This window comes from Pantoea sp. EKM103V (assembly GCF_011800365.1).
Taxonomy (GTDB): domain Bacteria; phylum Pseudomonadota; class Gammaproteobacteria; order Enterobacterales; family Enterobacteriaceae; genus Pantoea; species Pantoea anthophila.
In genome coordinates this window covers 572,938-596,218 of the sequence record NZ_JAALFQ010000001.1, presented here as the reverse complement: position 1 = coordinate 596,218, position 23,281 = coordinate 572,938, and the positions used below count along the sequence as shown (strand labels likewise).

At 56.2% G+C, this 23,281-nt stretch carries 25 protein-coding genes and 4 tRNA genes; 13 read left to right on the top strand and 16 right to left on the bottom strand.

The features are described 5' to 3' along the window. Positions 1 to 4: 4 nt before the first annotated feature. Positions 5 to 202 carry a DUF6404 family protein gene (locus HFD97_RS02935; protein WP_150029696.1) on the bottom strand — a complete coding sequence of 66 codons (198 nt, stop codon included), beginning with the start codon at positions 200 to 202 and terminating at the stop codon, positions 5 to 7. A gap of 181 nt (positions 203 to 383) precedes the next feature. Between HFD97_RS02935 and HFD97_RS02930 the strand changes: the two genes are divergently transcribed. Together HFD97_RS02930 and HFD97_RS02925 are read left to right on the top strand one after the other, a co-directional pair. Continuing rightward, entirely contained in the window at positions 384 to 581 is a 198-nt protein-coding gene (locus HFD97_RS02930) for a hypothetical protein (protein ID WP_009090971.1), read from the top strand. 257 nt (positions 582 to 838) lie between these two features. Continuing rightward, a complete protein-coding gene (locus HFD97_RS02925; RefSeq protein ID WP_223812746.1) occupies positions 839 to 1,075 on the top strand; it encodes a hypothetical protein in 237 nt (78 codons plus the stop codon). 111 nt (positions 1,076 to 1,186) lie between these two features. On the opposite strand, the gene HFD97_RS02920 is transcribed toward HFD97_RS02925, so the two are convergent. The 6 genes from HFD97_RS02920 to uvrY form a co-directional block, all read right to left on the bottom strand. Next, positions 1,187 to 1,273: transfer RNA gene (locus HFD97_RS02920), tRNA-Leu, on the bottom strand. A gap of 10 nt (positions 1,274 to 1,283) precedes the next feature. Then, a tRNA-Cys gene (locus HFD97_RS02915) sits at positions 1,284 to 1,357 on the bottom strand. A 40-nt stretch (positions 1,358 to 1,397) separates the two neighbouring features. Continuing rightward, positions 1,398 to 1,473 (bottom strand) — tRNA-Gly (locus HFD97_RS02910). Between the two features lie 152 nt (positions 1,474 to 1,625). Further along, complete coding sequence (gene pgsA / locus HFD97_RS02905) at positions 1,626 to 2,174, bottom strand: CDP-diacylglycerol--glycerol-3-phosphate 3-phosphatidyltransferase (protein WP_009090977.1); 549 nt, start codon at positions 2,172 to 2,174, stop codon at positions 1,626 to 1,628. Between the two features lie 69 nt (positions 2,175 to 2,243). Continuing rightward, a complete protein-coding gene (uvrC, locus tag HFD97_RS02900; protein WP_111208065.1) occupies positions 2,244 to 4,076 on the bottom strand; it encodes an excinuclease ABC subunit UvrC in 1,833 nt (610 codons plus the stop codon). Next, positions 4,069 to 4,728, bottom strand: coding sequence for a UvrY/SirA/GacA family response regulator transcription factor (uvrY, locus tag HFD97_RS02895; RefSeq protein ID WP_009090981.1), 660 nt, complete (start codon positions 4,726 to 4,728; stop codon positions 4,069 to 4,071). The genes uvrC and uvrY overlap by 8 nt, the downstream gene beginning before the upstream one ends. A gap of 430 nt (positions 4,729 to 5,158) precedes the next feature. Here uvrY and HFD97_RS02890 point away from each other — a divergent pair, with 430 nt between their 5' ends. After that, the gene (locus tag HFD97_RS02890) at positions 5,159 to 5,383 is read left to right on the top strand and encodes a DUF2594 family protein (protein ID WP_003849983.1); all 225 of its coding nucleotides are present in this window, start codon (positions 5,159 to 5,161) and stop codon (positions 5,381 to 5,383) included. A 37-nt stretch (positions 5,384 to 5,420) separates the two neighbouring features. Here the strand turns inward: HFD97_RS02890 and HFD97_RS02885 are convergent, their stop codons facing one another. The 3 genes from HFD97_RS02885 to HFD97_RS02875 form a co-directional block, all read right to left on the bottom strand. Next, the gene (locus HFD97_RS02885) at positions 5,421 to 6,032 is read right to left on the bottom strand and encodes an acyl-homoserine-lactone synthase (protein ID WP_033736343.1); all 612 of its coding nucleotides are present in this window, start codon (positions 6,030 to 6,032) and stop codon (positions 5,421 to 5,423) included. Positions 6,033 to 6,151: 119 nt separating this feature from the next. Continuing rightward, positions 6,152 to 6,874, bottom strand: coding sequence for a transcriptional regulator SdiA (gene sdiA, locus HFD97_RS02880; RefSeq protein ID WP_009090985.1), 723 nt, complete (start codon positions 6,872 to 6,874; stop codon positions 6,152 to 6,154). Positions 6,875 to 8,040: 1,166 nt separating this feature from the next. Next, positions 8,041 to 8,736: an extensin family protein gene (locus HFD97_RS02875; protein ID WP_154927877.1), complete on the bottom strand. Its 696-nt coding sequence runs from the start codon at positions 8,734 to 8,736 to the stop codon at positions 8,041 to 8,043. A gap of 287 nt (positions 8,737 to 9,023) precedes the next feature. Between HFD97_RS02875 and cycA the strand changes: the two genes are divergently transcribed. After that, positions 9,024 to 10,424, top strand: a complete 1,401-nt coding sequence (gene cycA / locus HFD97_RS02870; RefSeq protein ID WP_046101562.1) for a D-serine/D-alanine/glycine transporter — start codon at positions 9,024 to 9,026, stop codon at positions 10,422 to 10,424. 44 nt (positions 10,425 to 10,468) lie between these two features. Here the strand turns inward: cycA and HFD97_RS02865 are convergent, their stop codons facing one another. Together HFD97_RS02865 and rutR are read right to left on the bottom strand one after the other, a co-directional pair. Then, on the bottom strand, positions 10,469 to 11,443 hold the full coding sequence (locus HFD97_RS02865; protein ID WP_167431025.1) for a metal-dependent hydrolase: 975 nt from the start codon (positions 11,441 to 11,443) through the stop codon (positions 10,469 to 10,471). 38 nt (positions 11,444 to 11,481) lie between these two features. Next, on the bottom strand, positions 11,482 to 12,117 hold the full coding sequence (gene rutR / locus HFD97_RS02860) for an HTH-type transcriptional regulator RutR (protein WP_009090993.1): 636 nt from the start codon (positions 12,115 to 12,117) through the stop codon (positions 11,482 to 11,484). A gap of 306 nt (positions 12,118 to 12,423) precedes the next feature. Here rutR and rutA point away from each other — a divergent pair, with 306 nt between their 5' ends. The 6 genes from rutA to rutG are packed head-to-tail and all read left to right on the top strand — an operon-like array spanning position 12,424 to position 17,353. Next, the gene (rutA, locus tag HFD97_RS02855) at positions 12,424 to 13,515 is read left to right on the top strand and encodes a pyrimidine utilization protein A (protein WP_167431026.1); all 1,092 of its coding nucleotides are present in this window, start codon (positions 12,424 to 12,426) and stop codon (positions 13,513 to 13,515) included. Continuing rightward, the gene (gene rutB / locus HFD97_RS02850) at positions 13,515 to 14,228 is read left to right on the top strand and encodes a pyrimidine utilization protein B (protein ID WP_167431229.1); all 714 of its coding nucleotides are present in this window, start codon (positions 13,515 to 13,517) and stop codon (positions 14,226 to 14,228) included. The genes rutA and rutB overlap by 1 nt, the downstream gene beginning before the upstream one ends. 17 nt (positions 14,229 to 14,245) lie before the next feature. Next, on the top strand, positions 14,246 to 14,641 hold the full coding sequence (gene rutC / locus HFD97_RS02845) for a pyrimidine utilization protein C (RefSeq protein WP_009090999.1): 396 nt from the start codon (positions 14,246 to 14,248) through the stop codon (positions 14,639 to 14,641). After that, positions 14,641 to 15,447, top strand: coding sequence for a pyrimidine utilization protein D (gene rutD / locus HFD97_RS02840; protein WP_167431027.1), 807 nt, complete (start codon positions 14,641 to 14,643; stop codon positions 15,445 to 15,447). The genes rutC and rutD overlap by 1 nt, the downstream gene beginning before the upstream one ends. Before the next feature lie 18 nt (positions 15,448 to 15,465). Further along, positions 15,466 to 15,978: an NADH-dependent FMN reductase RutF gene (gene rutF / locus HFD97_RS02835; protein ID WP_167431028.1), complete on the top strand. Its 513-nt coding sequence runs from the start codon at positions 15,466 to 15,468 to the stop codon at positions 15,976 to 15,978. 49 nt (positions 15,979 to 16,027) lie between these two features. Then, positions 16,028 to 17,353, top strand: a complete 1,326-nt coding sequence (gene rutG / locus HFD97_RS02830; protein WP_058958004.1) for a pyrimidine utilization transport protein G — start codon at positions 16,028 to 16,030, stop codon at positions 17,351 to 17,353. On the opposite strand, the gene HFD97_RS02825 is transcribed toward rutG, so the two are convergent. Both HFD97_RS02825 and HFD97_RS02820 read right to left on the bottom strand, forming a co-directional pair. Then, entirely contained in the window at positions 17,354 to 18,268 is a 915-nt protein-coding gene (locus tag HFD97_RS02825) for a DMT family transporter (RefSeq protein ID WP_167431029.1), read from the bottom strand. A 98-nt stretch (positions 18,269 to 18,366) separates the two neighbouring features. Then, positions 18,367 to 18,540, bottom strand: a complete 174-nt coding sequence (locus HFD97_RS02820; protein ID WP_009091008.1) for a general stress protein — start codon at positions 18,538 to 18,540, stop codon at positions 18,367 to 18,369. A gap of 301 nt (positions 18,541 to 18,841) precedes the next feature. Between HFD97_RS02820 and wrbA the strand changes: the two genes are divergently transcribed. From wrbA to HFD97_RS02805, 3 genes are read left to right on the top strand one after another with little or no spacing between them, the layout of a single operon-like run. Then, the gene (gene wrbA, locus HFD97_RS02815) at positions 18,842 to 19,441 is read left to right on the top strand and encodes an NAD(P)H:quinone oxidoreductase (RefSeq protein ID WP_167431030.1); all 600 of its coding nucleotides are present in this window, start codon (positions 18,842 to 18,844) and stop codon (positions 19,439 to 19,441) included. Positions 19,442 to 19,461: 20 nt separating this feature from the next. Beyond that, positions 19,462 to 19,692, top strand: a complete 231-nt coding sequence (locus HFD97_RS02810; protein WP_009091011.1) for a YccJ family protein — start codon at positions 19,462 to 19,464, stop codon at positions 19,690 to 19,692. A gap of 54 nt (positions 19,693 to 19,746) precedes the next feature. Beyond that, positions 19,747 to 21,120 carry an NAD-dependent succinate-semialdehyde dehydrogenase gene (locus HFD97_RS02805; protein ID WP_167431031.1) on the top strand — a complete coding sequence of 458 codons (1,374 nt, stop codon included), beginning with the start codon at positions 19,747 to 19,749 and terminating at the stop codon, positions 21,118 to 21,120. Positions 21,121 to 21,184: 64 nt separating this feature from the next. On the opposite strand, the gene agp is transcribed toward HFD97_RS02805, so the two are convergent. Both agp and HFD97_RS02795 read right to left on the bottom strand, forming a co-directional pair. Next, positions 21,185 to 22,915, bottom strand: a complete 1,731-nt coding sequence (gene agp / locus HFD97_RS02800; RefSeq protein ID WP_150029705.1) for a bifunctional glucose-1-phosphatase/inositol phosphatase — start codon at positions 22,913 to 22,915, stop codon at positions 21,185 to 21,187. A gap of 265 nt (positions 22,916 to 23,180) precedes the next feature. Continuing rightward, a tRNA-Ser gene (locus tag HFD97_RS02795) sits at positions 23,181 to 23,268 on the bottom strand. Between the last annotated feature and the right edge of the window lie 13 nt (positions 23,269 to 23,281).

The window sequence follows — 23,281 nt, the reverse complement described above, 5'->3', positions numbered from 1 at the left end:
CCTGTTATGCCTGCTGACGCCGCGAACGGTAGCGGCCGACCATCGTCATGAGAGCCTGATAGATTAATCCCGCATAGAGACTCATCAGAATTGCCAGACCCGGCGCTTTGCCCTGCTCCTGCCATGACATAAACCACATGAACACGCCCCACAAGAGAGAAAAGACCAGCCAGCCGCGGACGAACTTCATTATGCCATTCATAACCACTCCTCTTAATTGATGCGCTACCTTAGCGATCTCTGGTCTGAAACGCATGGTTACCGTGCACAAGTTGCGAAGCATCTCAAATAATCGACAATAACATTGCCGTCTGCTTCACGTCAGGCGTTTTGACGGCGCTTATCTATACTTAACGCTCCGCTTAACCGATCAGGGAATTACGATGAAACGTACTGCTTATCTGTTATCGACGCTGACCATCCTTGCTACGCTGACCGCCTGCGCACCGACCCCACCGCCCCGACATGCCCCGCCTCCTCCGCCGCCAGGCAAAGATGCCCCGCCACCGCCGCCGCCGGGTGGACAGGCACCGGTGGGCGCACCCGGTGGCGTCGGTCCGGCAGGTCAGCCTCAGGCCTGATATTAATCAGCCATTCTGCCGGGAGGCAGCGACGCTATTCCCCCATCCTGCTCCTGTTCACGCTCATTACCCGACGACTGACCCGGCAGCGAAAGCGTTACCTGCTGTCAGCCAGGGTCGCAGAGAGCAAAAACCGTCAAGCCGGACTTTCGGGACAGGGTTATTCAGCTACCCTTAAGTTTCAGGCAGCCTGTTCCGGCGGCACGTAATGGTCAGATTATGCAGAGGTCAACACTATGCCTTCAGGACAATTCTACGTGGTTGATCAACCCGAGCTGAGTTTTACGGCGAATTATCATCTTGATACGGTCAATGACCAACCCTTTCCCTCACGGCTGGTGCTGGAGATCCAGAAGTCGGTTCAGCCCACCGACGCCTTTGCGACTTTCAGCATCGGACATGAAGTGACGTTTGTGTCATCCAGTGGTGAGGCACAACGGATGGTGCTGATCAGTGACACGCCGGATGAACTGGTGTTCAGCTCGCGTGGCTGAGGGGATGCAGGCAGAAAACAGAATTTGTGCGGTATCACAGGTACAAAAAAACCGCCCTTATGAGGCGGTCATACGACACTGCTTATCATTGATTTTATTGGTAAATCGATATGGTGCCCGGGGCGGGACTTGAACCCGCACGACCTTACGATCGAGGGATTTTAAATCCCTTGTGTCTACCGATTTCACCACCCGGGCAGGGTGTAACTGGAGGCGCGTCCCGGAGTCGAACCGAGGTACACGGATTTGCAATCCGCTGCATAGCCACTCTGCCAACGCGCCTTAAACTGATGTGCCGCCAGGTTAACCTGACCTGCGAATCTGGAGCGGGAAACGAGACTCGAACTCGCGACCCCGACCTTGGCAAGGTCGTGCTCTACCAACTGAGCTATTCCCGCAATTTTCAGCAATTTCGTCGAACCTGCTGATTTTACTTATCTTCTGACAGACACGCTGCCTTTCGATGCGTTGCATTCTACTGACCTGACGCGATGAGTCAATAAAATTATCCTCACCGCCTGTCCGTTTGCTGCTTTTTAAATCGTATCGATCACGGTTCGAGCAGATCGCCGCGCGCCGCGCTTAAATACTGGAACATTGACCAGAAAGTCAGCACCGCAGCCACATACAACGCGACGACACCCACCGCCACAATGGTGGCATCCGGACGCCACAGCAAGGCAAACAGTGAGAACATCTGAGCCGTGGTTTTGACTTTACCAATCCAGGACACAGATACGCTGCTGCGTTTGCCAATCTCTGCCATCCACTCACGCAGCGCAGAGATGATGATCTCGCGCGCAATCATGGTTGCGGCAGGAAGAGTAATCCACCAGGCGTGGAAATATTCTGCGACCAGCACCAGCGCAATCGCGACCATGACTTTGTCCGCCACCGGATCGAGAAAAGCCCCGAAACGCGTCGTCTGCTTCCAGCGGCGCGCCAGGAAGCCATCAAACCAGTCGGTGATGGCTGCAAAGACAAAAATCAATGCGGTAGCAAGCGGTGCCCAGGTGAACGGCAGATAGAAAGCCAGCACAAAGAACGGGATGAGCACGACTCGAAACAGGGTGAGACACGTCGGAATGTTTAATTGCATATGCCGGTAACTGTCTGGATATAGGTAGAATTTAGCCTATGTTCCTACATTGCCCCCCCCGTTTCAATGCTAGTGTTTCAGTGAGTAGTATATTTTTTCTGCCAGCGCATGAGAGATACCCGGCACATTGGCGATCTCCTCCACCGACGCATTCATCAGCGGTTGCAGGCCCCCCATGTACTTGAGCAGTTGCTGACGTCGTTTTGGCCCCACCCCTTCGATGCTCTCCAGTGCACTGGTGTTCTTTACTTTCGCCCGTTTTTTACGGTGGCCCGAAATCGCATGATTGTGAGCGTCGTCACGAATGTGCTGGATCACATGCAGCGCGGGCGAATCAGGCGGCAGCGAAACGCCCTCACCTTCTGCCTCAAAGAAGAGCGTCTCCAGTCCGGCTTTACGATCGCTGCCTTTAGCCACGCCGAGCAGAATCGGCCGCGTCTTATCCCAAGGCACGTCCAGTTCCGCAAAGACCTGTATCGCCTGCGCCAGCTGCCCCTTGCCGCCATCAATCAGAATGACATCCGGGATCTTCTCTTCTTCAATGGCTTTGCCATAGCGGCGACGCAGCACCTGGTTCATGGCGGCGTAGTCATCACCCGGCGTAATGCCACTGATGTTGTAGCGACGATAATCGGCCCGAAGCGGACCGTTCTGGTCAAAGACCACGCAGGAGGCGATGGTCTGCTCCCCCATGGTGTGACTGATATCGAAACACTCCATGCGCGTGATCCGGTCAAGCTCAAGGAACTCCGCCAGTGCCATCAGGCGTTGATGAATGGTGGAGTGCTGAGAAAGACGCGTGGTTAACGCGGTCGCGGCATTGGTGCGCGCCAGCTTCAGGTAACGGGCGCGATCGCCGCGCGGCTTGCTCTGAATGTTAACCCGGCGTCCTGCCAGTTCACTCAGAGACTCAGCCAGCAGCTCGCGCTCTGGCAGGGTAAAGTCCAGCAGGATGTCACCTGGCAGGGTGCGAGCCTCGCTGCCCTGCAGATAGAACTGCCCGACAAAGGTCTGCACCACCTCGGCCAGATCGGTATCCACCGGGACTTTCGGGAAGTAGCTGCGGCTACCCAACACTTTACCCTGCCGAATAAAGAGCACGTGAAGACAGGCCATACCGGCGTCGTAGGCCACGCCCATGACATCGAGGTCATCACCCTGATTTGAGACAAACTGCTTTTCAGTAATCCGCCGCACGGCCTGAATCTGGTCGCGCAGTCGTGCAGCCTCTTCAAAACGCAACCCGGTACTCGCCTCTTCCATGCGTCTGACCAGCTGATTGAGCACCTGATCGTCTTTACCGGCCAGGAACAGGCGCACATAGTCGGTCTGCTGCGCATACTCCTCTTCACTGACCAGCCCGGCCACACAGGGACCCAGGCAGCGGCCTATCTGATATTGCAGACAGGGCCGGGAGCGATTGCGGTAGACGCTGTTTTCGCACTGGCGGATAGGGAACACTTTTTGCAGCAGGCCCAGGGTTTCACGCACCGCGTAGCCATTCGGAAACGGGCCGAAGTATTCGCCTTTGGCATGTTTTGCGCCACGGTGCATCGCCAGACGTGGATGAGTATCGCTGCTGAGGAATATGTAGGGATACGATTTATCATCGCGCAGCAGGACGTTATAGCGCGGCTGATAGAGCTTGATGTAGTTATGCTCAAGCAGCAGCGCTTCGGTTTCGGTATGGGTTACGGTGACATCGATGTGCTGGATATTGCTGACCAGCGCTTCGGTTTTGCGGCTGCCGACCTGCGTGCGGAAGTAGCTGGTCAAACGCTTCTTCAGGTCTTTGGCTTTGCCCACATAGATGACGGTGCCTGAGGCGTCATACATGCGGTAAACACCGGGCTTGCTGGTTACCGTACTCAGAAAAGCTCTGGAATCAAAAACGTCATTCACTACTGATTAACGGCTCCGCATTGTAGAGGCCATGTCGAATGGCCAGATGCGTTAACTCGACGTCGCCACTGATATTCAGTTTGCTGAACATCCGATAGCGGTAACTGTTAACGGTTTTAGGACTGAGATTTAACTGCTCGGAAATTTCCGTCACCTTTTGTCCTCGGGTGATCATCAGCATAATCTGCAATTCCCTTTCCGACAAACAGCTGAAGGGAGATTCCGCTTTTTGTGGTTCAATCTGGCTCAGAGCCATCTGCTGGGCGATGTCTGACGCGATGTAGCGCTGGCCGGCATTGACCGAACGAATCGCGTTGATAACTTCCTGCGGCGCGGCCCCTTTACTGAGGTAACCCGCAGCCCCCGCCTGCATGACTTTGGCAGGCAGCGGATTTTCGGTATGGATAGTCAGCATGATAATTTTGATATCAGGGTTGTAGCGCACGATTTTTCGCGTCGCTTCCAGCCCGCCAATACCCGGCATATTCATGTCCATCAGAATGACATCCACCTGATTGGACCGGCACCATTTGGCCGCATCCTCGCCGCAGTTAACCTCTCCGACCACGGCCAGCCCTTTAACATCCTCCAGGATACGACGGATCCCGGCACGGACAAGTTCATGGTCATCAACAAGAAGCACACTGATCAACGGGGAAACTCCAGAGGCTAAAAAGAGGAAGCAATCAGGTAATGTGAGCGGTAATCATACCCGCTTTTGCCCCAAAAGCACATCAACAAAGCAAAACAGTGGACGCATTGCATCATTACCCTCAGCCGGGCGTGGCGCGTCGCATCAGACTTTTCTGCTCATCATCAGCATCGTTGCATATTGATTAAATGCTCTGTATTTCAGAAGATTAACAACCGCGTTCGGTAATCCTGTCTACAACGCATTGCTGTCCGCTCCGGGCCAGTCAATCGTGTGATTACTTTCAGCGATTGATTAGTTGTGCTGGACGAAACAGCCTTTAAAGGCAAAGCGGACCGGCACCATCAGCAACTTACCTCCCCTGTGGTATACTCACGCACTGCTGTACGGACAGATTGCCGACACATTGTCATTCACCAAGGAGAAACTCATGAGCGATGAAGATTTTGCAACTTCCCAGGAAGCCCGGAAATTAGCGGATGAAATCGCGGGGCTGAAGATGATGATCACCCTGATTCTGAAAGGGATGGGTCAGGCTGATGCGGGAAAAGTGATTATTAACATGGAACGCTATGTACAGACGCTGGGCGACAAACCGCAGGCGGAAGTGTTCAGCAATACCATCAAGCAGATTAAAACCGCCTACCGTCAGTAAGCGTGTTGTGTTGCCCCCAGCCGCGGGGGCAATTGACCTAATTATGCGACTGCCAGTTGACCGACACACCCAGCGTCGGCAGCACCTCTTCCGGGCTGAAGCGTCGGGTGCCCCGATACTTCTCTGCCAGCGCAGGCTGAGTCACCGGAATACGGATCGCAAACAGATTATCTTCTGACAGAATCAGGCCGGGTGTGAGCGGCTCATAGACCACCTGATGCTGCTCAAACATCTTCTCCAGCATTGGCGTTGCCGAACTGATGATGTACTCCATGCCGTGCAGTTCCGCCAGCTGTACCGCGTGCCAGAGTATGTTCAGCGGCAGTTCAGCATCCACATCCAGGCGTGCAGAGAAGCGCGACATTTCCCAGACTTTCTCATGGCTGAAGGGCAGCACGATGCCTTCACTCTGCTCAGGCTCAAACCAGGGCATCAGGCGGGCACAGCCGCAGATCCCTGCACGGGCATTCCATGCGATCAGCCAGGTCACATCTGAACGATCGTAGCGATCATACTCCTGTCCTGGCGTGCTCAGGCGCGGCGGAATAGACCACCCTTCGCCGCGCGCAAAGACGCTGTAACGGTAGCTGCCCAGTTCAGCGAGCAAAGAGGATGGCATATCCTTTAACTGCGTTTGCACTATTTTCATCATGCGCCTCTGACATCCCCATGTTGCAATGATTTTTTGCGCCAGCCTGGCAAAGTTCCGGCGCAGGGTAGACAACTGACCCGTACAAAGAAACTGCCAAAGGTGGCAGTTGTTGATGTTCAAATCAGTCCGATTGCGGCTGCATAACAGGCAATCTGCGTTTTATTGGAAACATTGAAACGCTTTTGCATATTTTTTTGATGAAAGTTAACGGTATGTTCAGAGATGGATAAAATAAGTGAAATCTCGACCGCCGTTTTTCCTTCGGCTGTCCATTTCAGAATTTCCAGCTCGCGCTGACTTAACGCATTTTTCAGTACCATCATCGCATCATCGCTAAAGCGTTCCAGCGTATCCAGGCTTAGTTCCGCTAAAAGGTGGAGTTTCACCTCCAGCTCAGCATGGCAGAGCTGGACAGAAATGGGCTGTTGGGACGATATAGATAATATACCAATGACGCGATTTGGTGCCATTGCAGAGCAAGAAAAACCGCTCTGAAGCCCATATTCCCGCGACTCCCGCCACAGGTTGCCTGCGTCAGCAAACTGCGCCTCCGTCCATGCCATCCCCCTCCCTGGTCGCTGACACAAGCTGAGCACCGGGTCTACCGCGTAATAATTCTGCTTCTCATAGCGCTTAACCCATAATGTGGGATAGGTGCTGTATAAATGAATGCGCGGTCGGGTAAATGGCACCGGGTGCTGAATCAAAAAAGCAAAATAATCGAAGCCTAATGATTCCGTAAAATGTTGCAATAACGCCTTCAATTCAGATGAGGTCGTTAATGCCTGAAATTGTTCTTTCACACTGCTTCGCCAGGCGAAATAATTTTCACTACTCATATTGCCTCAGCATTATTTTCACCCGCCCTTCCGATGCTATTCAATCAGACTCATCAGAGAGTTTAAATTTTTCAGAAAAAATGAATATATCGTCAGAGATGAATCCGTTGCCTGATGAAGCGCCTTTTACCTTTCATCGTCATGGCGGAGTGAAAACGTGTCCCTGCCCGGGCAATGTGAGGTTGGTCACGCCATTTTCAATCACACCCTAAGAATAAGATTTTTCTTATAGGATTTCAATGCCTGTCACCTGGTGACACTTTATCGCAAATTTGCAAATGAAGCGGAAATAATAAATAGCGCTACTGCTTATTGAGTAAATAATGAGTAAACAAGACGTTAATTCAATTCGATTAACGCTGCCTCCCCAAGAACCGCCAACATATTTCTCATCAGGAAATAAGATCTCCGTTTTTAAACCTCTCCGGCATGCAGCTGGCTGCCGGATCATCCAGCCGCCGGGAAACGCGGCGAGGCAGGCGGAGAGGCTCGCTGGCCTACCGCTGCGGGCTCAGGAGCGCAAATGTTGTGCTGCGTTTTTCTGCAGACCTGCGCCGGTTCTGTTGCTTAAGTTAACCCGTGGCCCCTGACCACCCTCTATTTTTCTTCTGCCATCCGGCGGCTTTTTGCTGTTTATCATCCTGACAGCCTGCAAAAGAAAAGGTCAGGCAAAAACCGCTTCCTGATAAGCCTCACTTATCTCTTCAGCCTGATTTCGATCCCGTTAAAAGCGAAGCGGCTGCTTCAATAGCAGGCTCGCCCTTTATCGTAGTTTAGTCAGCAGAATGACATTAAAGGTAGTCACCGGGTTAAACTATCTGAAAAATAATCCTGCCTGTAAAAAAACAGAGATAACGCCCCAGCGCATTTGTTAATTTTCCCTTCTCATTTCACTTAATTCGGCTGTCTGCATGGTGAAATATTTTCATTCTGCCGCTCAGTGACGAGAATTTGATGAGAGAAGAGAAAAAAGGGAACAGCGCATTTATTCGACGGACAGTTTTACTCTTTAAATAGATGGCACTAAAATCAAATGCCTTAATGTTGTTCTGTCAGCGAATGAATGATTTCCGGCTGATGCCAGATTCCAGCAGATAACTGGACTGAATTTTTACAGATAGCTGATCAATTATTAATCAAAGATGGTATTAGTCCTGACTGATGATTTACCGGCAATAGCCCGCGCCCCGCATCCCCAGATGAAAATGTGAAGCGTGTGCCGTGTTGTAATCCGGGCCCAGCGCATTGCCAAACACCTCACATCCCCCCCGCCACAAGGTATGCAGCATGGCCGCTTTTTGCCCGGGCTGCTGCCAGTGACGACTGACCTCAAGCCGCTGACCATCTGCCAGCTGGAAGCCGGTCACATCCCAGGCATCGGCGGTGGCATGTTCACTCAATCGCCCCTGCGCGCGATGATAAATGTTACGGCAGGCGTAGCTGCCAACATGCGTAATCCGTACCAGTGGACTCTGCATATCCCTGGCGGTCTGTTGGCGACTGCGCAGGGCATACATCGTACTGGCAACCGCCATCGGACAGCTCGCCAGAAAGCTGCTGCTGAGGCTCACCGGACCAAATCGCTGAATGCGCAGCGGGTCGCTGAGGGGACAGTTGCCCGTCACTGCCGGTCGTTCGCTGAACGTCACCCACCCGGCCTGCTGAGCGCGGCGCATCACGGCGAGGCAGGCGTCAGGATCGCTGGCCAGCCGTTTCATCTTAAGCTGCGTCATCCAGCCCGGAGGATCGGTAACGGCGAGCGGGGTAAAGGGATTAAACTGCGGTGGCAGATGCTGCTTCAGCCATGGCAGACTCATCCAGCCCAGCGCGATTAACAGCAAAAACAGGATAAGCGTGCGCATAACCCCTCTCGCAGCATGATGATTAGCAAACAAAAAGTGTAGAAGCCAGATTCACGCTGCGCTGTGCAACTGACATAACGTGATGAATCCTTACCCTGGCTGACGCAGGATTAACCAGAATGCGCAACGATTGCTCTGGCTGACCATGGCCGGTGTCACATCAGGTAAAAAACTGTTACCGGCTTTGGGGTGACTTCCTCTATCTTATGCCGACCAGCCCTTCGGGTAAGGCTATTCATTATCAGCCAGCAGAGCTGACACAACATCAAGACAGGAAAGAGTATTCTATGGTCGATCAATCTAAAGATGCCCCCTTGACGCAGGAAGGCCCCGACAAGCTACGGCGCAACCTGCACAACCGACACATTCAGCTGATCGCCATCGGCGGCGCGATCGGAACCGGCCTGTTTATGGGCTCAGGTAAAACCATCAGCCTGGCCGGCCCCTCGATCATTTTCGTCTATATGATCATCGGCTTTATGCTGTTCTTTGTCATGCGCGCGATGGGAGAACTGCTGCTCTCCAATCTGGAGTATAAATCGTTCAGCGACTTTGCCGCGGATCTGCTCGGCCCCTGGGCAGGCTACTTTACCGGCTGGACCTACTGGTTCTGTTGGGTGGTCACCGGCATCGCTGACGTGGTGGCCATCAGCGCCTATTTCCAGCTCTGGTTTCCGGGCTTCTCGATCTGGATGAGCGCCCTGCTCTGCGTGGTGGTCTTTCTGGCGCTTAACATTGCGACCGTCAAGCTGTTCGGCGAGATGGAGTTCTGGTTTGCAATTATTAAAATCGTCGCCATTGTCGCGCTGATCGTGACGGGCATTGTGCTGGTCTCCATCCACTACCCCTCTCCGGGCGGCGGTACGGCGGCACTGAGCAACATCTGGGATCATGGCGGACTGTTCCCGAAAGGGCTCAGCGGCTTCTTTGCCGGATTCCAGATTGCGGTGTTCGCCTTTGTCGGGATTGAACTGGTTGGCACGGCGGCGGCAGAGACTCACGATCCGCATAAAGTCCTGCCACGCGCGATTAATGCCATCCCGCTGCGGGTCATTATGTTTTATGTGCTGGCGCTGATGGTCATTATGGCGGTGACGCCATGGACCCAGGTGATGGCCGATCGCAGCCCGTTTGTTGAGATGTTTGTCCTGATTGGCCTGCCCGCTGCCGCGAGTATCGTCAACTTTGTGGTGCTGACCTCAGCTGCCTCCTCTGCGAACAGCGGCATCTTCTCCACCAGCCGGATGCTCTATGGTCTGTCACAGCAGGGGGTTGCCAGCCGCGCCTTTGGCCGTCTCTCAGCCCGCGCCGTCCCGACCACCGGTCTGTTTTTCTCCTGCTTCTGCCTGCTGGCGGGCGTGGCGTTAATCTACCTCATCCCGGATGTGATGACGGTCTTCACCCTGGTAACCACCGTCTCGGCGATTCTGTTTATGTTTGTCTGGACCATTATCCTGTGCAGCTATCTGGCCTATCGCAAAAAGCATCCGCAGCGTCATGCGGAATCCGGCTTTAAGATGCCGCTGGGCAAGCTGATGTGCTGGGTCTGCATGGCCTTCTTTGCCTTTGTGCTGGTGCTGCTGACCCTGCAGGATGATACGCGTCAGGCGCTGATGGTGACGCCACTCTGGTTCGCCCTGCTGGGGGTGGGCTGGTGGCTGCGTCATCGCGGCTCACGCAGTCGCTAATTCTGCCTGTCAGAGAGGAAGCCCGGTCGGATGACCGGGCTTTTTTACAGGCGTTCGCCCAGCGCAGAAAAGCTGGCGGACAACGACGGCCGTTCAGAAGGTAAGCGCTGCGGCCGGGGATCGGGCTGCTGAGGCGTGCCGAGACCAAAGGTAAAGGTATAGTTTTCCCCTTCGCCCATACGCAGGTCAGCTATCGTCGTCTGCCCATCCTGCTCACGCAGGGCATAAAAACCGTGGCTGAACCAGGCGACGCGTTCTGCATACCAGCTGCCACGAAACCCTTTGTAAAGTTCGGGATGACGCGGATACCACGTCACCTGTAGCGGACGCGAAGGCGACAGTAACGACCAGTAAGCTTCGCCATAGCGGTCGCCGGTCAGGATCACGCTGCGCCAGACCAGCGTATTGAACGCCGTTGGCGTCACCAGTACCTTATCGGTCGGAATCCCCTGCCCGGTCAGCGACTGCCGGATCTGCCAGCCTGCCATGCCCTGAATCACCACGCTCCAGACCAGATAAAGCGAGCTCAGCGTTAATCCCAGCCAGTTGCCGCGCAGTCCCCGTTCGCCGCCACGCCAGAGCGCCACAGCCAGCCCCACCAGCAGCGGTAGCGTATAGAGGGGATCGATAATGTAGATGCTGCCAATCGCATAGGGAAAGTCAGTGAGCGGCAGGCCAAGCTGGGTGCCATACACCGTCATCAGGTCGAGCAGCGGGTGCGTGATCAGTGCCAGCCAGATGGCAGGCCACCACGCCCGCCATGCCACCCGTTGACGACACAGCCCCGCCACCAGCCAGGCAACCAGCGGGGAGATCAGCGTGAGCCAGAGCAGCGCATGACTTTCGGTGCGATGCAGCGTCATGTTGCGTATTGCATCACCATGATCGATAAAGACATCCAGGTCGGGCAGGGTGCCGCAGACACCCCCAACCAGTGCCGCCTGCCAGATCGGAACCCGACGCCCCATCACCGCGACGCTGACGGAGGCGCCCAGTACCCACTGCGAAACAGAATCCATAGATTAACTCCGTTACCGAACCGTGAATCTGCGCGGAATCAGCGTACGCGGATGCCTTCAATGATCATGCGCTGAACGTTCTCAACAGTCTGCTCAAAGAACGCGGCGTCGCTGAGGGTCTGTCCGGTCACCGCCTCCACCTGCGTGGCGAAATCGGCATAGTGCTGCGTAGTGGCCCAGAGCATAAAGATCAGATGCTGCGGCTGGACGCCAGCCAGACGCCCTTCATCAATCCAGCGCTCAATTATCGCCGCCTTATCATCCACCAGTTGCTTGAGGTCGCCCGCCAGCTCCCCTTTCAGCAGCGGTGCGCCCTGCAGCATCTCCAGGCAGAACAGCCGGGAGGCCTGAGGATGATCGCGCGACACCTCCAGCTTCAGCCGGATATAGCGCCGGATGGCCATCAGCGGATCCTGATCGTGTGCCAGCGCGCGCAGCGGCGCCAGCCAGACATCCAGAATCTGTTTCAGCACCGCCACATAGAGCGCCTCTTTCGAGGGGAAATAGTAGAGCAGATTGGTTTTGGAAACGTCTGCCAGCTCGGCCACCTTATCGAGGCTGGTGCCATGAATACCAAACTGCGAGAACAGGGTCAGCGCCGCATCCAGTATCGCCGCTCGCTTTGCCGCCACCGCGCGTGAACGACGCGTTGGCTTTTTTTCATCGGTTTTCACTGCCTTACCTCATCCGTCAGGTGTCATCGCATCATAGCAAAGGGATCTCTGGCTGCCTAACCAGCGTGCTGCACCTTTTTTGCTCAGCCTGCATGGAAAACGTGCAGCGAATTTTGACCAAACGGTCTGAAATGGACCATCCACTCCACTTTTATTTTTGCTCTTCATTTTAACCCATTGTTATATAAACAATTAAAAATTGTGGCACAGGGTTTGCAGAATTGTGACTGAGCGCAGCCCACAGGGATGAGGCAGGATGCAGTGCCGCGCGTGAAACACCTTTCCCCCATCGCAACGAGGTTTCACATGAAGATAGGCGTCTTTATTCCGATTGGTAACAATGGCTGGCTGATCTCCTCCAATGCACCGCAGTACATGCCAACCTTCGAACTCAACAAGGCAATCGTACTGAAAGCAGAGCATTACCATTTCGACTTTGCGCTTTCGATGATCAAACTGCGCGGCTTCGGCGGAAAAACAGAATTCTGGGATCATAACCTGGAGTCATTCACCCTGATGGCTGGTCTGGCGGCCGTCACCTCACGTATTGAAATTTATGCCACTGCCGCCACCCTGACGCTACCACCCGCCATTGTGGCGCGCATGGCGTCCACCATTGACTCCATCTCTGGCGGTCGTTTCGGCGTCAACCTGGTCACCGGCTGGCAGAAACCGGAATATGAACAGATGGGCATGTGGCCAGGCGATGAGTACTTCAGCAGCCGCTACGCCTATCTGACCGAATACGTTACCGTGCTGCGCGACCTGTGGGGCACCGGAAAATCGGACTTTAAAGGTGAATTCTTCACCATGAACGACTGTCGCGTCAGTCCGCAGCCGCAGCGCCCGATGAAGGTCATCTGCGCCGGTCAGAGCGACGCCGGTATGGCCTTCTCCGCACAGTATGCCGATTACAACTTCTGCTTTGGCAAAGGGGTAAACACCCCTGCCGCGTTCAGCTCAACCTCGATTCGCATGAAACAGGCGGCGGAGAAAGCCGGTCGCGACGTCGGCTCCTACGTCCTGTTCATGATCATTGCCGCGGAAACCGATGAGGAAGCGCGGACGAAGTGGGAACACTACAAAGCCGGTGCCGATGAAGAGGCGCTCTCCTGGCTGACCACCCAGAGTCAGCAGGATACCAAATCGGGCAGCGACACCAACGTGCGCCAGATGGCCGACCCCACCTCTGCCGTTAACATCAACATGGGTACCCTGGTCGGCTCCTGGGCCAGCGTGGCGCGGATGCTGGATGAAGTGGCTCAGGTTGAAGGCACCCACGGCGTGCTGCTGACCTTTGATGATTTCCTGGAAGGGATCGAGAACTTCGGACAGCACATCCAGCCGCTGATGCGCTGTCGCAGCGCACTGCTGGATGCCCGGAAGGAGGTGGCATGATGAATACCGTTTACTGCGCTCACACGCCTGAGGTGACTCAGGTCGAACTGCCAGCCCGGCCGGAGCCGATTGCTTTTCCCCCCGCTCAGAGTGCGCTGATCGTGGTCGATATGCAGAACGCCTACGCCACTGAAGGGGGTTATCTTGACCTGGCGGGCTTTGATGTTTCCGCCACGCAACCGGTGATAGCGAAGATTCATCAGGCAGTGACGGCGGCGCGTGCCGCAGGCGTGCAGATTATCTGGTTCCAGAACGGCTGGGACAGTGACTATGTTGAAGCCGGTGATGCCGGCTCGCCCAACTTCCACAAATCAAATGCGCTGAAAACCATGCGCAAACGACCTGAACTGCAGGGCACGCTGCTTTCCAAAGGCGGCTGGGATTACGCACTGGTGGATGAACTGGTGCCGCAGCCCGGGGACATTGTGCTGCCCAAATCGCGCTACAGCGGCTTCTATAACACGCCGCTCGACAGCATGCTGCGCAGTCGCGGCATTCGTCACCTGATCTTTACCGGCATTGCCACCAACGTCTGTGTGGAATCGACGCTGCGCGACGGCTTCTTTCTGGAGTACTTCGGCGTGGTGCTGGAAGACGCAACCTACCAGGCAGGCCCGCCATTTGCCCAGCAGGCGGCGCTGTTCAATATCGAAACCTTTTTTGGCTGGGTATCGGATGTCGATACCTTCTGCGAAAGCCTGAAAGCCCCCTGATCATTGAGGATGACGCTATGCCAAAAAGTATCATTGTTCCACCGGGCACCACGACGCCCATCGCCCCGTTTGTCCCTGGCACGCTGGCAGATGGCGTGGTCTATGTTTCGGGCACGCTGCCGTTTGATGCTGACAACAATGTGGTGCACGTCGGGGATGCCGCCGCGCAGACCCGCCACGTGCTGGAAACCATTAAAAAGGTGATTGAAACCGCGGGTGGCACGATGGCGGATGTCACCTTCAACTCTATTTTTATCACCGACTGGGCAAACTATGGTGCGGTGAACCAGGTCTACGCCGACTACTTTCCCGGCGATAAACCCGCCCGATTCTGTATTCAGTGCGGGCTGGTCAAACCGGATGCGCTGATTGAGATCGCCAGCGTGGCCCACATTGGCAAGCCGGAGGTCTGATGCAGCTGGATATTCTGGGCCTGCAAAATCCCGATGCACCGACGCTGGTGCTCTCCTCCGGGCTGGGCGGCGTAGCCGGTTTCTGGCAGCCACAGCTGGCAGCGCTGACGACACGCTATCGGGTGGTCTGTTATGACCAGCGCGGCACCGGACGCAGCGCTGACACGCTGCCGGAGGGCTACAGCATGGCGATGATGGCGGCGGAGCTGGCCGATGCGCTGGCGCAGCACGGCATCCTGCGCTTCAGCCTGATTGGTCATGCGCTGGGTGGCCTGCTGGGGATGCAGCTGGCACTGGATTACCCGGAGCGAATCGAGCGGATCGTGGTCATTAACGGCTGGCTGTCGCTGCATCCCCATACCCGCCGCTGCTTTCAGGTGCGCCAGGATCTGCTGCTGAACGTCGGCGTGGAGGCCTTTGTCCGTGCTCAGCCGCTGTTTCTCTATCCGGCAGAATGGATGGCGCAGCATCAGACGCGGCTTGAGCAGGAGGACAGTCATCATGTCGCCCATTTTCAGGGCATGGAAAACCTGATGCGCCGGCTGCACGCCCTGATGAGCGCAGATTTCAGCGCCCGGGCAGCCGCGATCCCGCAACCGGTGCTGGTGATCGCCAGTGAAGATGACCTGCTGGTGCCGTGGAGCTGCTCATCCGTGCTGGCTGCCGCACTGCCCAACGCCACGGAGCAGAGAATGGCCTGGGGCGGACACGCCATGAGCGTCACCGACGCCGAAACCTTTAATGCCCGGCTGCTGCAGTGGCTGGATCAGACTGATGACGTGCAGCCCCTGCAGCGCGTCGTCTAAGCTTTTGCGGAGAAGATTATGAGCCTGAATACCCTTACCCCTGCCGTTGACAAAACGGCCTTTCGTCATGCGATGTCGCGCCTGGGCGCGGCGGTCAACATCATTACCACGGAAGGTCCTGCCGGACGCGCAGGCTTCACCGCCTCTGCGGTGTGCAGTGTCACGGATGCGCCCCCTACACTGCTGGTCTGCCTGAACCGTTCGGCCTCGGTTTATCCGGTGTTCCGCGAAAACATGCAGCTCTGCGTCAACACCCTGGCAGCGGGCCATGAAACGCTCTCCACGCTGTTTGGTGGTAAAACCCCGATGGCTGAGCGGTTTGTGGCTGCAGAGTGGTCGACGGCCGTTACCGGCTCGCCGGTGCTGAGCGGCGCGGTCGCCTCCTTTGACTGCCGGATCACTCAGATTGTCAGCGTCGGCACCCATGACACCCTGTTCTGTGAAGTCCTGGCCGTGGTGCGCAACGACGATTCTCACGGCCTGGCCTGGTTTGACCGGGGATACCATCCCCTGATGCGGCAGGAAGCCTGATAACCCTTCCCTGAAACCCACCGGCATTCATAACGCTCTGGAGTAGACGATGGCACGATCCTGGTTTCCGCAATGGCAAAAGAAGTCGGCTTTAACAGAAAACGGTATTATCGCCCCGGATGAGACACTGCCTGCGGGGCAGACGCTGGTGCTGGGTTTACAGCACGCGGTGGCGATGTTTGGCGCAACGGTGCTGATGCCGCTGCTGATGGGACTGGATCCCAATCTGGCGATTCTGGTCTCCGGGATAGGGACCCTGCTGTTCTTCTTTATTACCGGCGGTCGCGTGCCCAGCTATCTCGGGTCAAGCGCCGCGTTTGTGGGCGTTGTGATTGCGGTGACCGGTTTCAGCGGTCAGGGACTGAACCCTAACCTCAGTGTGGCGCTGGGTGGCGTCATCGCCTGCGGCCTGCTCTATACGCTGATAGGCGTGGTGGTAATGAAATCCGGCACCCGCTGGATTGAGAATCTGATGCCGCCCGTGGTGACCGGAGCCGTGGTGATGGCTATCGGGCTGAATCTGGCACCGATTGCGGTGCACAGCGTCTCTGCCTCCGCCTTCGACAGCTGGATCGCGGTGATGACCGTGTTATGTATTGGCCTAGTGGCCGTCTTTACCCGCGGAATGGTTCAGCGCCTGCTGATTCTGGTGGGGCTGATTCTGGCGTGGGCGATCTATGCCCTGCTGACTAACGTTCTGGGACTGGGCAAGCCGGTGGATTTTACGGCGCTGTCACAGGCGGCGTGGTTTGGTCTGCCGCATACCACCTCGCCGACCTTTGATCTGCATGCGATGGTATTAATCGCCCCCGTCGCCATTATCCTGGTGGCGGAGAACCTCGGCCACCTGAAAGCGGTAGCGGGCATGACCGGACGCAACCTCGACCCGTATATGGGACGCGCCTTTGTGGGCGATGGTCTTGCCACGATGCTCTCCGGTTCAATCGGCGGCAGCGGGGTGACCACCTATGCGGAAAACATCGGGGTGATGGCGGTGACCAAGGTCTACTCGACGCTGGCATTTGTTGCTGCGGCGGTCATCGCGATCCTGGCCGGTTTCTCGCCGAAGTTCGGTGCGCTGATCCACACCATTCCGGCGCCGGTGATCGGCGGTGCCTCGATTGTGGTCTTCGGACTGATTGCGGTAGCGGGCGCGCGCATCTGGGTTCAGAATCAGGTCGATTTAGGCCAGAACAGTAACCTGATCATGGTGGCGACGACGCTGGTCCTTGGCGCAGGTGACTTTGCGCTTAAAATCGGTTCATTCACGCTGGGCGGCATCGGCACGGCGACCTTTGGGGCGATTATCCTCAATGCCATTCTGCGCCGTAACCGCGCCATGCAGCAGGATAAGCTGGCGCGTCAGCAGGGTTAACTACTCCAGCGGTGTGGCAGCAGGCTGCACCGCTTTCTTTCGTTTCAGCCGTAGTTCACTGACAATCACGCCACAGACAATCAGGGCCCCACCCACCAGCGCCAGTGCAGGCAGCCGCTCACCGGCGATACGTCCGACCACGCCCGCCCAGACCGGCTCACCGGCGTAAATAACCGTGGCACGCGTGGGTGACACGCTGCGCTGCGCCCAGTTCATCGTGACCTGAATCAGCGCGCTGGCGGCGCCCAGTCCCAGCGCACTGAACAGCAGCGGCATGGAAATCACGGGCACCGTCTCCCCATTGGGGATCATCAGCGCAAAGGCGCACAGCGACGCCACCCCGAGCTGGATCAGCGTCACGCGACGCACATCGACCCGACTGGCAAAGCGGCTGATTAAGATAATCTCAGCGGCAATCGCCAGCGTACTGAACAGGGTGGCTATCTCCCCTGCATTCAGGCTGATACGGCCATCCTGCGGCCCGGCCACCAGCAGCAGACCGGTAAAGGCCAGCAGAATCCCCAGCCACGACATGATGCCCGGCGGACGACGTAAAAACAGCCATTGCAGCAGCGGCACCACCGGCACGTAGAGCGCAGTGAGAAACGCGGACTGACTGCTGGAGATGGTCTGCATTCCCCAGGTCTGCAGACCGTAACCGCCGGCAATCGACAGGCCAATCAGCGTCCCGGCTTTCACTTCCAGCCAGGTTATTCCTTTGAGATAGCGCCGGAAAAAGAGCGCCAGCAGCAGTGCGGCGGTGGCAAAACGCAGACCGACGAAAAAGAACGGTCCCGAGTGCTGCATCGCCCGATGCACCACCAGAAAGGTCCCGCCCCAGATCATAGTTATAAAGATTAACACCAGCTCCTGCCGCGTCAGGCGCAGGGATAAGCCGCGGAGAGTGTCCGACATAATTCACCTGATAAAAGATTCGGACAACATTGTGGAGGAGAGCGAGGGGGAAAAGCAACGACGTTAACCGCCGGATCTTACCGGCGGCTATCAGGGGGTTAAGCGTCCGTTTTCTTCGGACTGCTGCGTCCGCCCTTCTCGCCGGCACGCGCGGCACGCTGCGGATCGTTTTTAAAATTACCGCCGCTGTTTTTGCCCCCTTTACGTCCCGCCTCTGCGGCACGTTCACGGTTTTCAGCAAAATTACCTGAACCGCCACGATGTGTTGTCATGATGTCCTCCTGTCGCGTAGTGCGATAAATAAGAATGAGAAAGTTGAGAGCTGACGGCCCGGGGCCTGGATTCAACCCATGGTTAAAGAATAGCCAGATTCTGCTTTCATCCCCCGCACAGTCACATTTAGCAACAGACTATTCACCACCGATTTGAGTAAATAACGAACATTCCTCTGGCCTACAATCGATTAGCTACGGAATTATTACACAGCTAAACCCGCCCATTCCTTCCCTCCCCTGCGTAAAACGAAAGCTCTTCTATACTTTTTCTGGACGTCTAAACCACCTGGAGAGATCAATGGCTAAGATTCTGGTGCTTTATTACTCAATGTACGGACATATCGAAACGATGGCGAACGCGGTCGCTGAAGGCGCTCGTCGGGTTCCCGGCGCGGAAGTGGATATCCTGCGGGTGCCAGAAACGATGGAGGCCAGTCGCTTTGCGGAGGTGGGCGGCAAAACCGATCAGCTGGCGGCAGAGGCGACGCCGGATGTGCTGCCGCAGTATGACGCCATTATCGTCGGTACCCCGACTCGCTTCGGCAACATGTCCGGTCAGATGCGCACCTTCTGGGATCGCACCGGCGGCCTGTGGGCATCAGGTGCCCTGTTTGGCAAGGTCGCCAGCGTCTTCACCTCAACCGGCACCGGCGGCGGTCAGGAACAGACCATTACCTCGGTCTGGACCACCCTGGCGCATCACGGCATGGTGATCGTGCCCATCGGCTATGGCACCAAAGAGTTGTTTGATATCTCTCAGGTGCGCGGCGGAACACCTTATGGTGCGACAACCCTGGCAGGCGGGGATGGCTCCCGTCAGCCCTCGGAAGCGGAGCTGAACATCGCCCGTTTTCAGGGCGAACATGTTGCCAGCCTGACCACTAAACTGCAGGACTGATTTAATCAAAGGAGAAAAGTATGTCTACTGAACAATCAAAAGCACATCACGTTGGCGAATGGGCCAGTCTGCGTCATACCTCCCCTGAAATTGCTGAGGCCATTTTCGAAGTGGCTGATTACGATGAGAGACTGGCAGAAGAGATCTGGCGTCAGCAGGGCAGTGACGATGTACTGATTCGCGCCTTTGAAAAAACCGATAAAGATCTCCTGACCTGGGATGACAAACCCGTAGAACGTAAAAACGTCTGATTCAGGGGCGGGATCTTCCCGCCCTCAATTTTTTCGCTCACCAAGGAGAACGCTATGTCTTCCTATCAAAGCATTAATCCCGCCAACAACCAGTTGCTGAAGAGCTGGCCATCCCATGATGATGCCGCCGTCAGCCATGCCCTGGAGGTCGCTGACCAGCTGTTCCACTCCTCCTGGAGCAAAGGGGATATTCAGCCGCGCCTGCAGGTACTGAAAAAGCTGGCTGACCTGATTGATAGCCGTGCGGAAGAACTCGCTACCATCGCCAGTAAAGAGATGGGTAAACTGATTGGTCAGAGCCGGGGCGAAGTCAAAATCTGCTCGCAGATTGCCCGCTACTACGCTGAGAATGCTGAGCGCATCCTGCAGCCGCACACCTACCCCAGTGAGCTGGGCGAAGCCTGGGTTGAGTATCACCCGATTGGTGTTCTGGTGGCCGTTGAGCCGTGGAACTTCCCCTACTATCAGCTGATGCGCGTGCTGGCGCCTAACCTCGCGCTGGGTAACCCGGTGCTGGCAAAACATGCCAATATCGTGCCGCACTGTGCCGATGTCTTTGAAAAACTGGTTCGCGAAGCAGGTGCGCCTGAAGGAGCCTGGACGAACCTGTTTATCTCTACGGAACAGGTCGCGGATCTGATTGCTGACGATCGGGTTCAGGGGGTTGCCCTGACCGGTTCCGAGCGTGCCGGTAGTGCCGTGGCCGAACAGGCCGGTAAGCACCTTAAGAAATCGACGCTGGAGCTGGGCGGCAACGACGTCTTTGTCGTGCTGGATGATGCCGATCTTGATGAAGCCGTGCGTCAGGGTGTGCAGGCGCGCCTGAGCAACTGCGGTCAGGTCTGTACGGCGGCAAAACGGTTTATTCTGCATGAGAAAATTGCCGATCGCTTTATCAGCCAGTTCAGCGCGGCGCTGAGCGCGGCGAAGCTGGGCGATCCGCTGGATGAGAAGACCACGCTGGGTCCGCTTTCCTCGGCAGATGCGCGCGACCGTCTGGTTAAACAGGTTGATGAAGCTGTCGCCAGCGGCGCAAAACTGCTGACCGGCGGTAAAGCCGTTGAAGGCGTGGGCTGCTATTACCAGCCCACGATTCTGACCGGCATCACACCCGATAATCCGGCTTACTATCAGGAGTTCTTTGGCCCGGTGGCACAGGTCTATGTGGTGGCAGACGACCAGGCCGCGGTGGCGCTGGCCAACGACTCTCACTATGGTCTTGGCGGCTCCGTCTGGACGCGGGATATTGCCCGTGGCCGCAGGCTCGCTTCTGCCATTGAAACCGGCATGGTGTTTATCAACTTGCAGAGCGACACCTCCGCAGAGCTGCCTTTCGGCGGCGTGAAACGTTCCGGCTATGGTCGTGAACTTTCCGATCTGGGTATCAAAGAGTTTGCTAACCAGAAACTGGTTGTTGTGGCGGGATAGGCTGCCGCAGGTATAAAAAAACCCCGTCTCGACGGGGTTTTTTATTGTCAGCAGGATGGGGAAATTACGGTGTCGCTTCAGCCGCTGACTTTGTTTTATCGTTCTGCGCGCTGGCAGACGGTGTTGCAGTATCAGCCTTATCAGCCGGGGCGTTGTCACTGGCTGATTTCGCCGCTGCGTTATCCGCTTTGGCAGCAGCCGCGTTCTCCGCTTTGGCCTTCTCAGCCGCCGCTTTATCAGCGGCAGCTTTTTCCGCTTTAGCCTTCTCCGCTGCGGCTTTGTCAGCGGCAGCTTTCTCCGCTCGGGCCTTCTCTGCTGCGGCTTTATCGGCGGCAGCTTTCTCCGCTCTGGCCTTCTCCGCTGCGGCTTTGTCGACGGCGGCTTTATCTGCAGCAGTCTTATCCGCATCCGACTGCGCTTTGTCTGCGGTCGCCTTATCGGCTTCGGCTTTATCAGCGGCAGCATCCTGCGTCGCAGCAGCTTTCGCACTGTCGTCATCAGACGGCGTCGCGGCGGCTGGCTGTGGTGCAGCGGCTGGCTGCATTGGCGTGCCCTGCAGCGCCGCGTTCAGCGCCTGAGAGAACTGATCCCAGCTGCAATAGCCGTTAGCATCCGTCGGGCAGCCCGCCAGTTGCAGCGTCACACGTTTTGGCGGGTTTTTCAGACTCAGCACGTCCGCATTGCGCAGCTGATCGGCGCTCTGATAGACATATTCGACTTTGAGCAGGTCTTTGTCATTCTTTGCGTCGTGCCAGCGTTCAAAGACAACCTGACCGCCAATCGGCGTTTTTTCCCAGGTATCAGGCAGCTCATACGGCTTCACCTGCAACGCGCTCAGCAGCGAGGCAATGTTTGAATCGTGCCCCACCATCAGCGTAATAGCTGGTGCACTGGCTTTATCCTGATCGACCAGCTGACTGCGGATGTAATCCACCAGCGGGGCCGCCACTTCGCGCGAGATATCCGGACTGGTAAACAGCGCGTCCTGATACCCATTTTTAATGGCCGACAGCTCTTTCCACTGTTCAGGCGTCTTGATCTGTCCCCACGCCACCTGCTCCAGCGGGAAACCTTCATAATATTGCAGGGTGAACGCATCCATCAGCGAGTTACCCACTTTCAGCGGGCCACTGACATTCGGCTCTTTGCCATTTTCCGCGCTGAAGGTGTTCTGACCGCTGCTCAGATCGCACTGCTTTTTATTGTTACAGGCAGGCGAAGATTTATAGTCAACAATCTTCTCAAGACGCTGGAAAGCAGGCTTCAGCGAGAGTTTTTCATTTTCGGCAGCCATCGCGGCCAGCGCTTTCTTGTTGAAGGCTTCGCTGCCATCCGTGATGACCGGATTAAAGATAGGATCCATGGTGCCCATCGCATCCTGATGCGTGACCGCGATGTCACAGCCCGGGAAGGCGCCATTGACAAAGAACTGGGCGGTCGCAACGGTACGCTGCAGGCTGTTGGCATAGACAAAGACATTATGGCTGTCAGGACAGCTGCCGTTCTTCGCCAGCCCCTGCTGGGCCAGCCACTGACGGGTATAGTTACCCATGTAGATTTCCAGCACGCCACCTTTGGTGGTCAGCTGACCGCCAGGAACGTCCCACTGCGGCCAGCTTTTTTTAGTGGACTGCTCCAGCACGCTGCCGTTATCGGCCAGCGGCGCACGCAGATTGTGACGGCTTAGCATCAGGACCTGCTGCAGCTGCATATCACCTTCAGCCGCCAGCGCGACGGTTCCGACCGGCAATGCTGCGAGCACTGACAATGCGCAAAGACTCAGTTTCTTGATCATTGTGCCTATTCCATTCATTCAGTAAAGAAACACTCTGGCTATCAACCGATTAGCTCGCCTCAGAGCGACGTAATCCCTAGTGTAACTCAGCTCGCCTCAGAAAAGCGCCAGATGTTTGCAAAAACGGTGAGTAGACTATAGCAGAGAGGATAAAGAGAGATGAATGCAAAGCCGGATGCGGCTCAGTGCGCCTTTTCGGCATGGCAGAAGAACAGAGGAATGCAGAAACGAAACAGGCCAGCACTGAGTGCTGGCCTGTAAAATCTGGCGGAGGAGGAGAGATTCGAACTCTCGGATGGTTTCCCATCGGCGGTTTTCAAGACCGCTGCCTTAAGCCACTCGGCCACCCCTCCGTTTTGAAACAGT

Bases quoted from the DNA above. Each gene is read 5' to 3' on its own strand.
- HFD97_RS02935 (WP_150029696.1), bottom strand. From the start codon at position 202: ATGAATGGCATAATGAAGTTCGTCCGCGGCTGGCTGGTCTTTTCTCTC.
- HFD97_RS02930 (WP_009090971.1), top strand. From the start codon at position 384: ATGAAACGTACTGCTTATCTGTTATCGACGCTGACCATCCTTGCTACG.
- pgsA (WP_009090977.1), bottom strand. From the start codon at position 2,174: ATGCAATTAAACATTCCGACGTGTCTCACCCTGTTTCGAGTCGTGCTC.
- HFD97_RS02890 (WP_003849983.1), top strand. From the start codon at position 5,159: ATGAGCGATGAAGATTTTGCAACTTCCCAGGAAGCCCGGAAATTAGCG.
- HFD97_RS02885 (WP_033736343.1), bottom strand. From the start codon at position 6,032: ATGAAAATAGTGCAAACGCAGTTAAAGGATATGCCATCCTCTTTGCTC.
- sdiA (WP_009090985.1), bottom strand. From the start codon at position 6,874: ATGAGTAGTGAAAATTATTTCGCCTGGCGAAGCAGTGTGAAAGAACAA.
- HFD97_RS02875 (WP_154927877.1), bottom strand. From the start codon at position 8,736: ATGCGCACGCTTATCCTGTTTTTGCTGTTAATCGCGCTGGGCTGGATG.
- cycA (WP_046101562.1), top strand. From the start codon at position 9,024: ATGGTCGATCAATCTAAAGATGCCCCCTTGACGCAGGAAGGCCCCGAC.
- HFD97_RS02865 (WP_167431025.1), bottom strand. From the start codon at position 11,443: ATGGATTCTGTTTCGCAGTGGGTACTGGGCGCCTCCGTCAGCGTCGCG.
- rutA (WP_167431026.1), top strand. From the start codon at position 12,424: ATGAAGATAGGCGTCTTTATTCCGATTGGTAACAATGGCTGGCTGATC.
- rutB (WP_167431229.1), top strand. From the start codon at position 13,515: ATGAATACCGTTTACTGCGCTCACACGCCTGAGGTGACTCAGGTCGAA.
- rutC (WP_009090999.1), top strand. From the start codon at position 14,246: ATGCCAAAAAGTATCATTGTTCCACCGGGCACCACGACGCCCATCGCC.
- rutD (WP_167431027.1), top strand. From the start codon at position 14,641: ATGCAGCTGGATATTCTGGGCCTGCAAAATCCCGATGCACCGACGCTG.
- rutF (WP_167431028.1), top strand. From the start codon at position 15,466: ATGAGCCTGAATACCCTTACCCCTGCCGTTGACAAAACGGCCTTTCGT.
- rutG (WP_058958004.1), top strand. From the start codon at position 16,028: ATGGCACGATCCTGGTTTCCGCAATGGCAAAAGAAGTCGGCTTTAACA.
- HFD97_RS02825 (WP_167431029.1), bottom strand. From the start codon at position 18,268: ATGTCGGACACTCTCCGCGGCTTATCCCTGCGCCTGACGCGGCAGGAG.
- HFD97_RS02820 (WP_009091008.1), bottom strand. From the start codon at position 18,540: ATGACAACACATCGTGGCGGTTCAGGTAATTTTGCTGAAAACCGTGAA.
- wrbA (WP_167431030.1), top strand. From the start codon at position 18,842: ATGGCTAAGATTCTGGTGCTTTATTACTCAATGTACGGACATATCGAA.
- HFD97_RS02810 (WP_009091011.1), top strand. From the start codon at position 19,462: ATGTCTACTGAACAATCAAAAGCACATCACGTTGGCGAATGGGCCAGT.
- HFD97_RS02805 (WP_167431031.1), top strand. From the start codon at position 19,747: ATGTCTTCCTATCAAAGCATTAATCCCGCCAACAACCAGTTGCTGAAG.
- agp (WP_150029705.1), bottom strand. From the start codon at position 22,915: ATGATCAAGAAACTGAGTCTTTGCGCATTGTCAGTGCTCGCAGCATTG.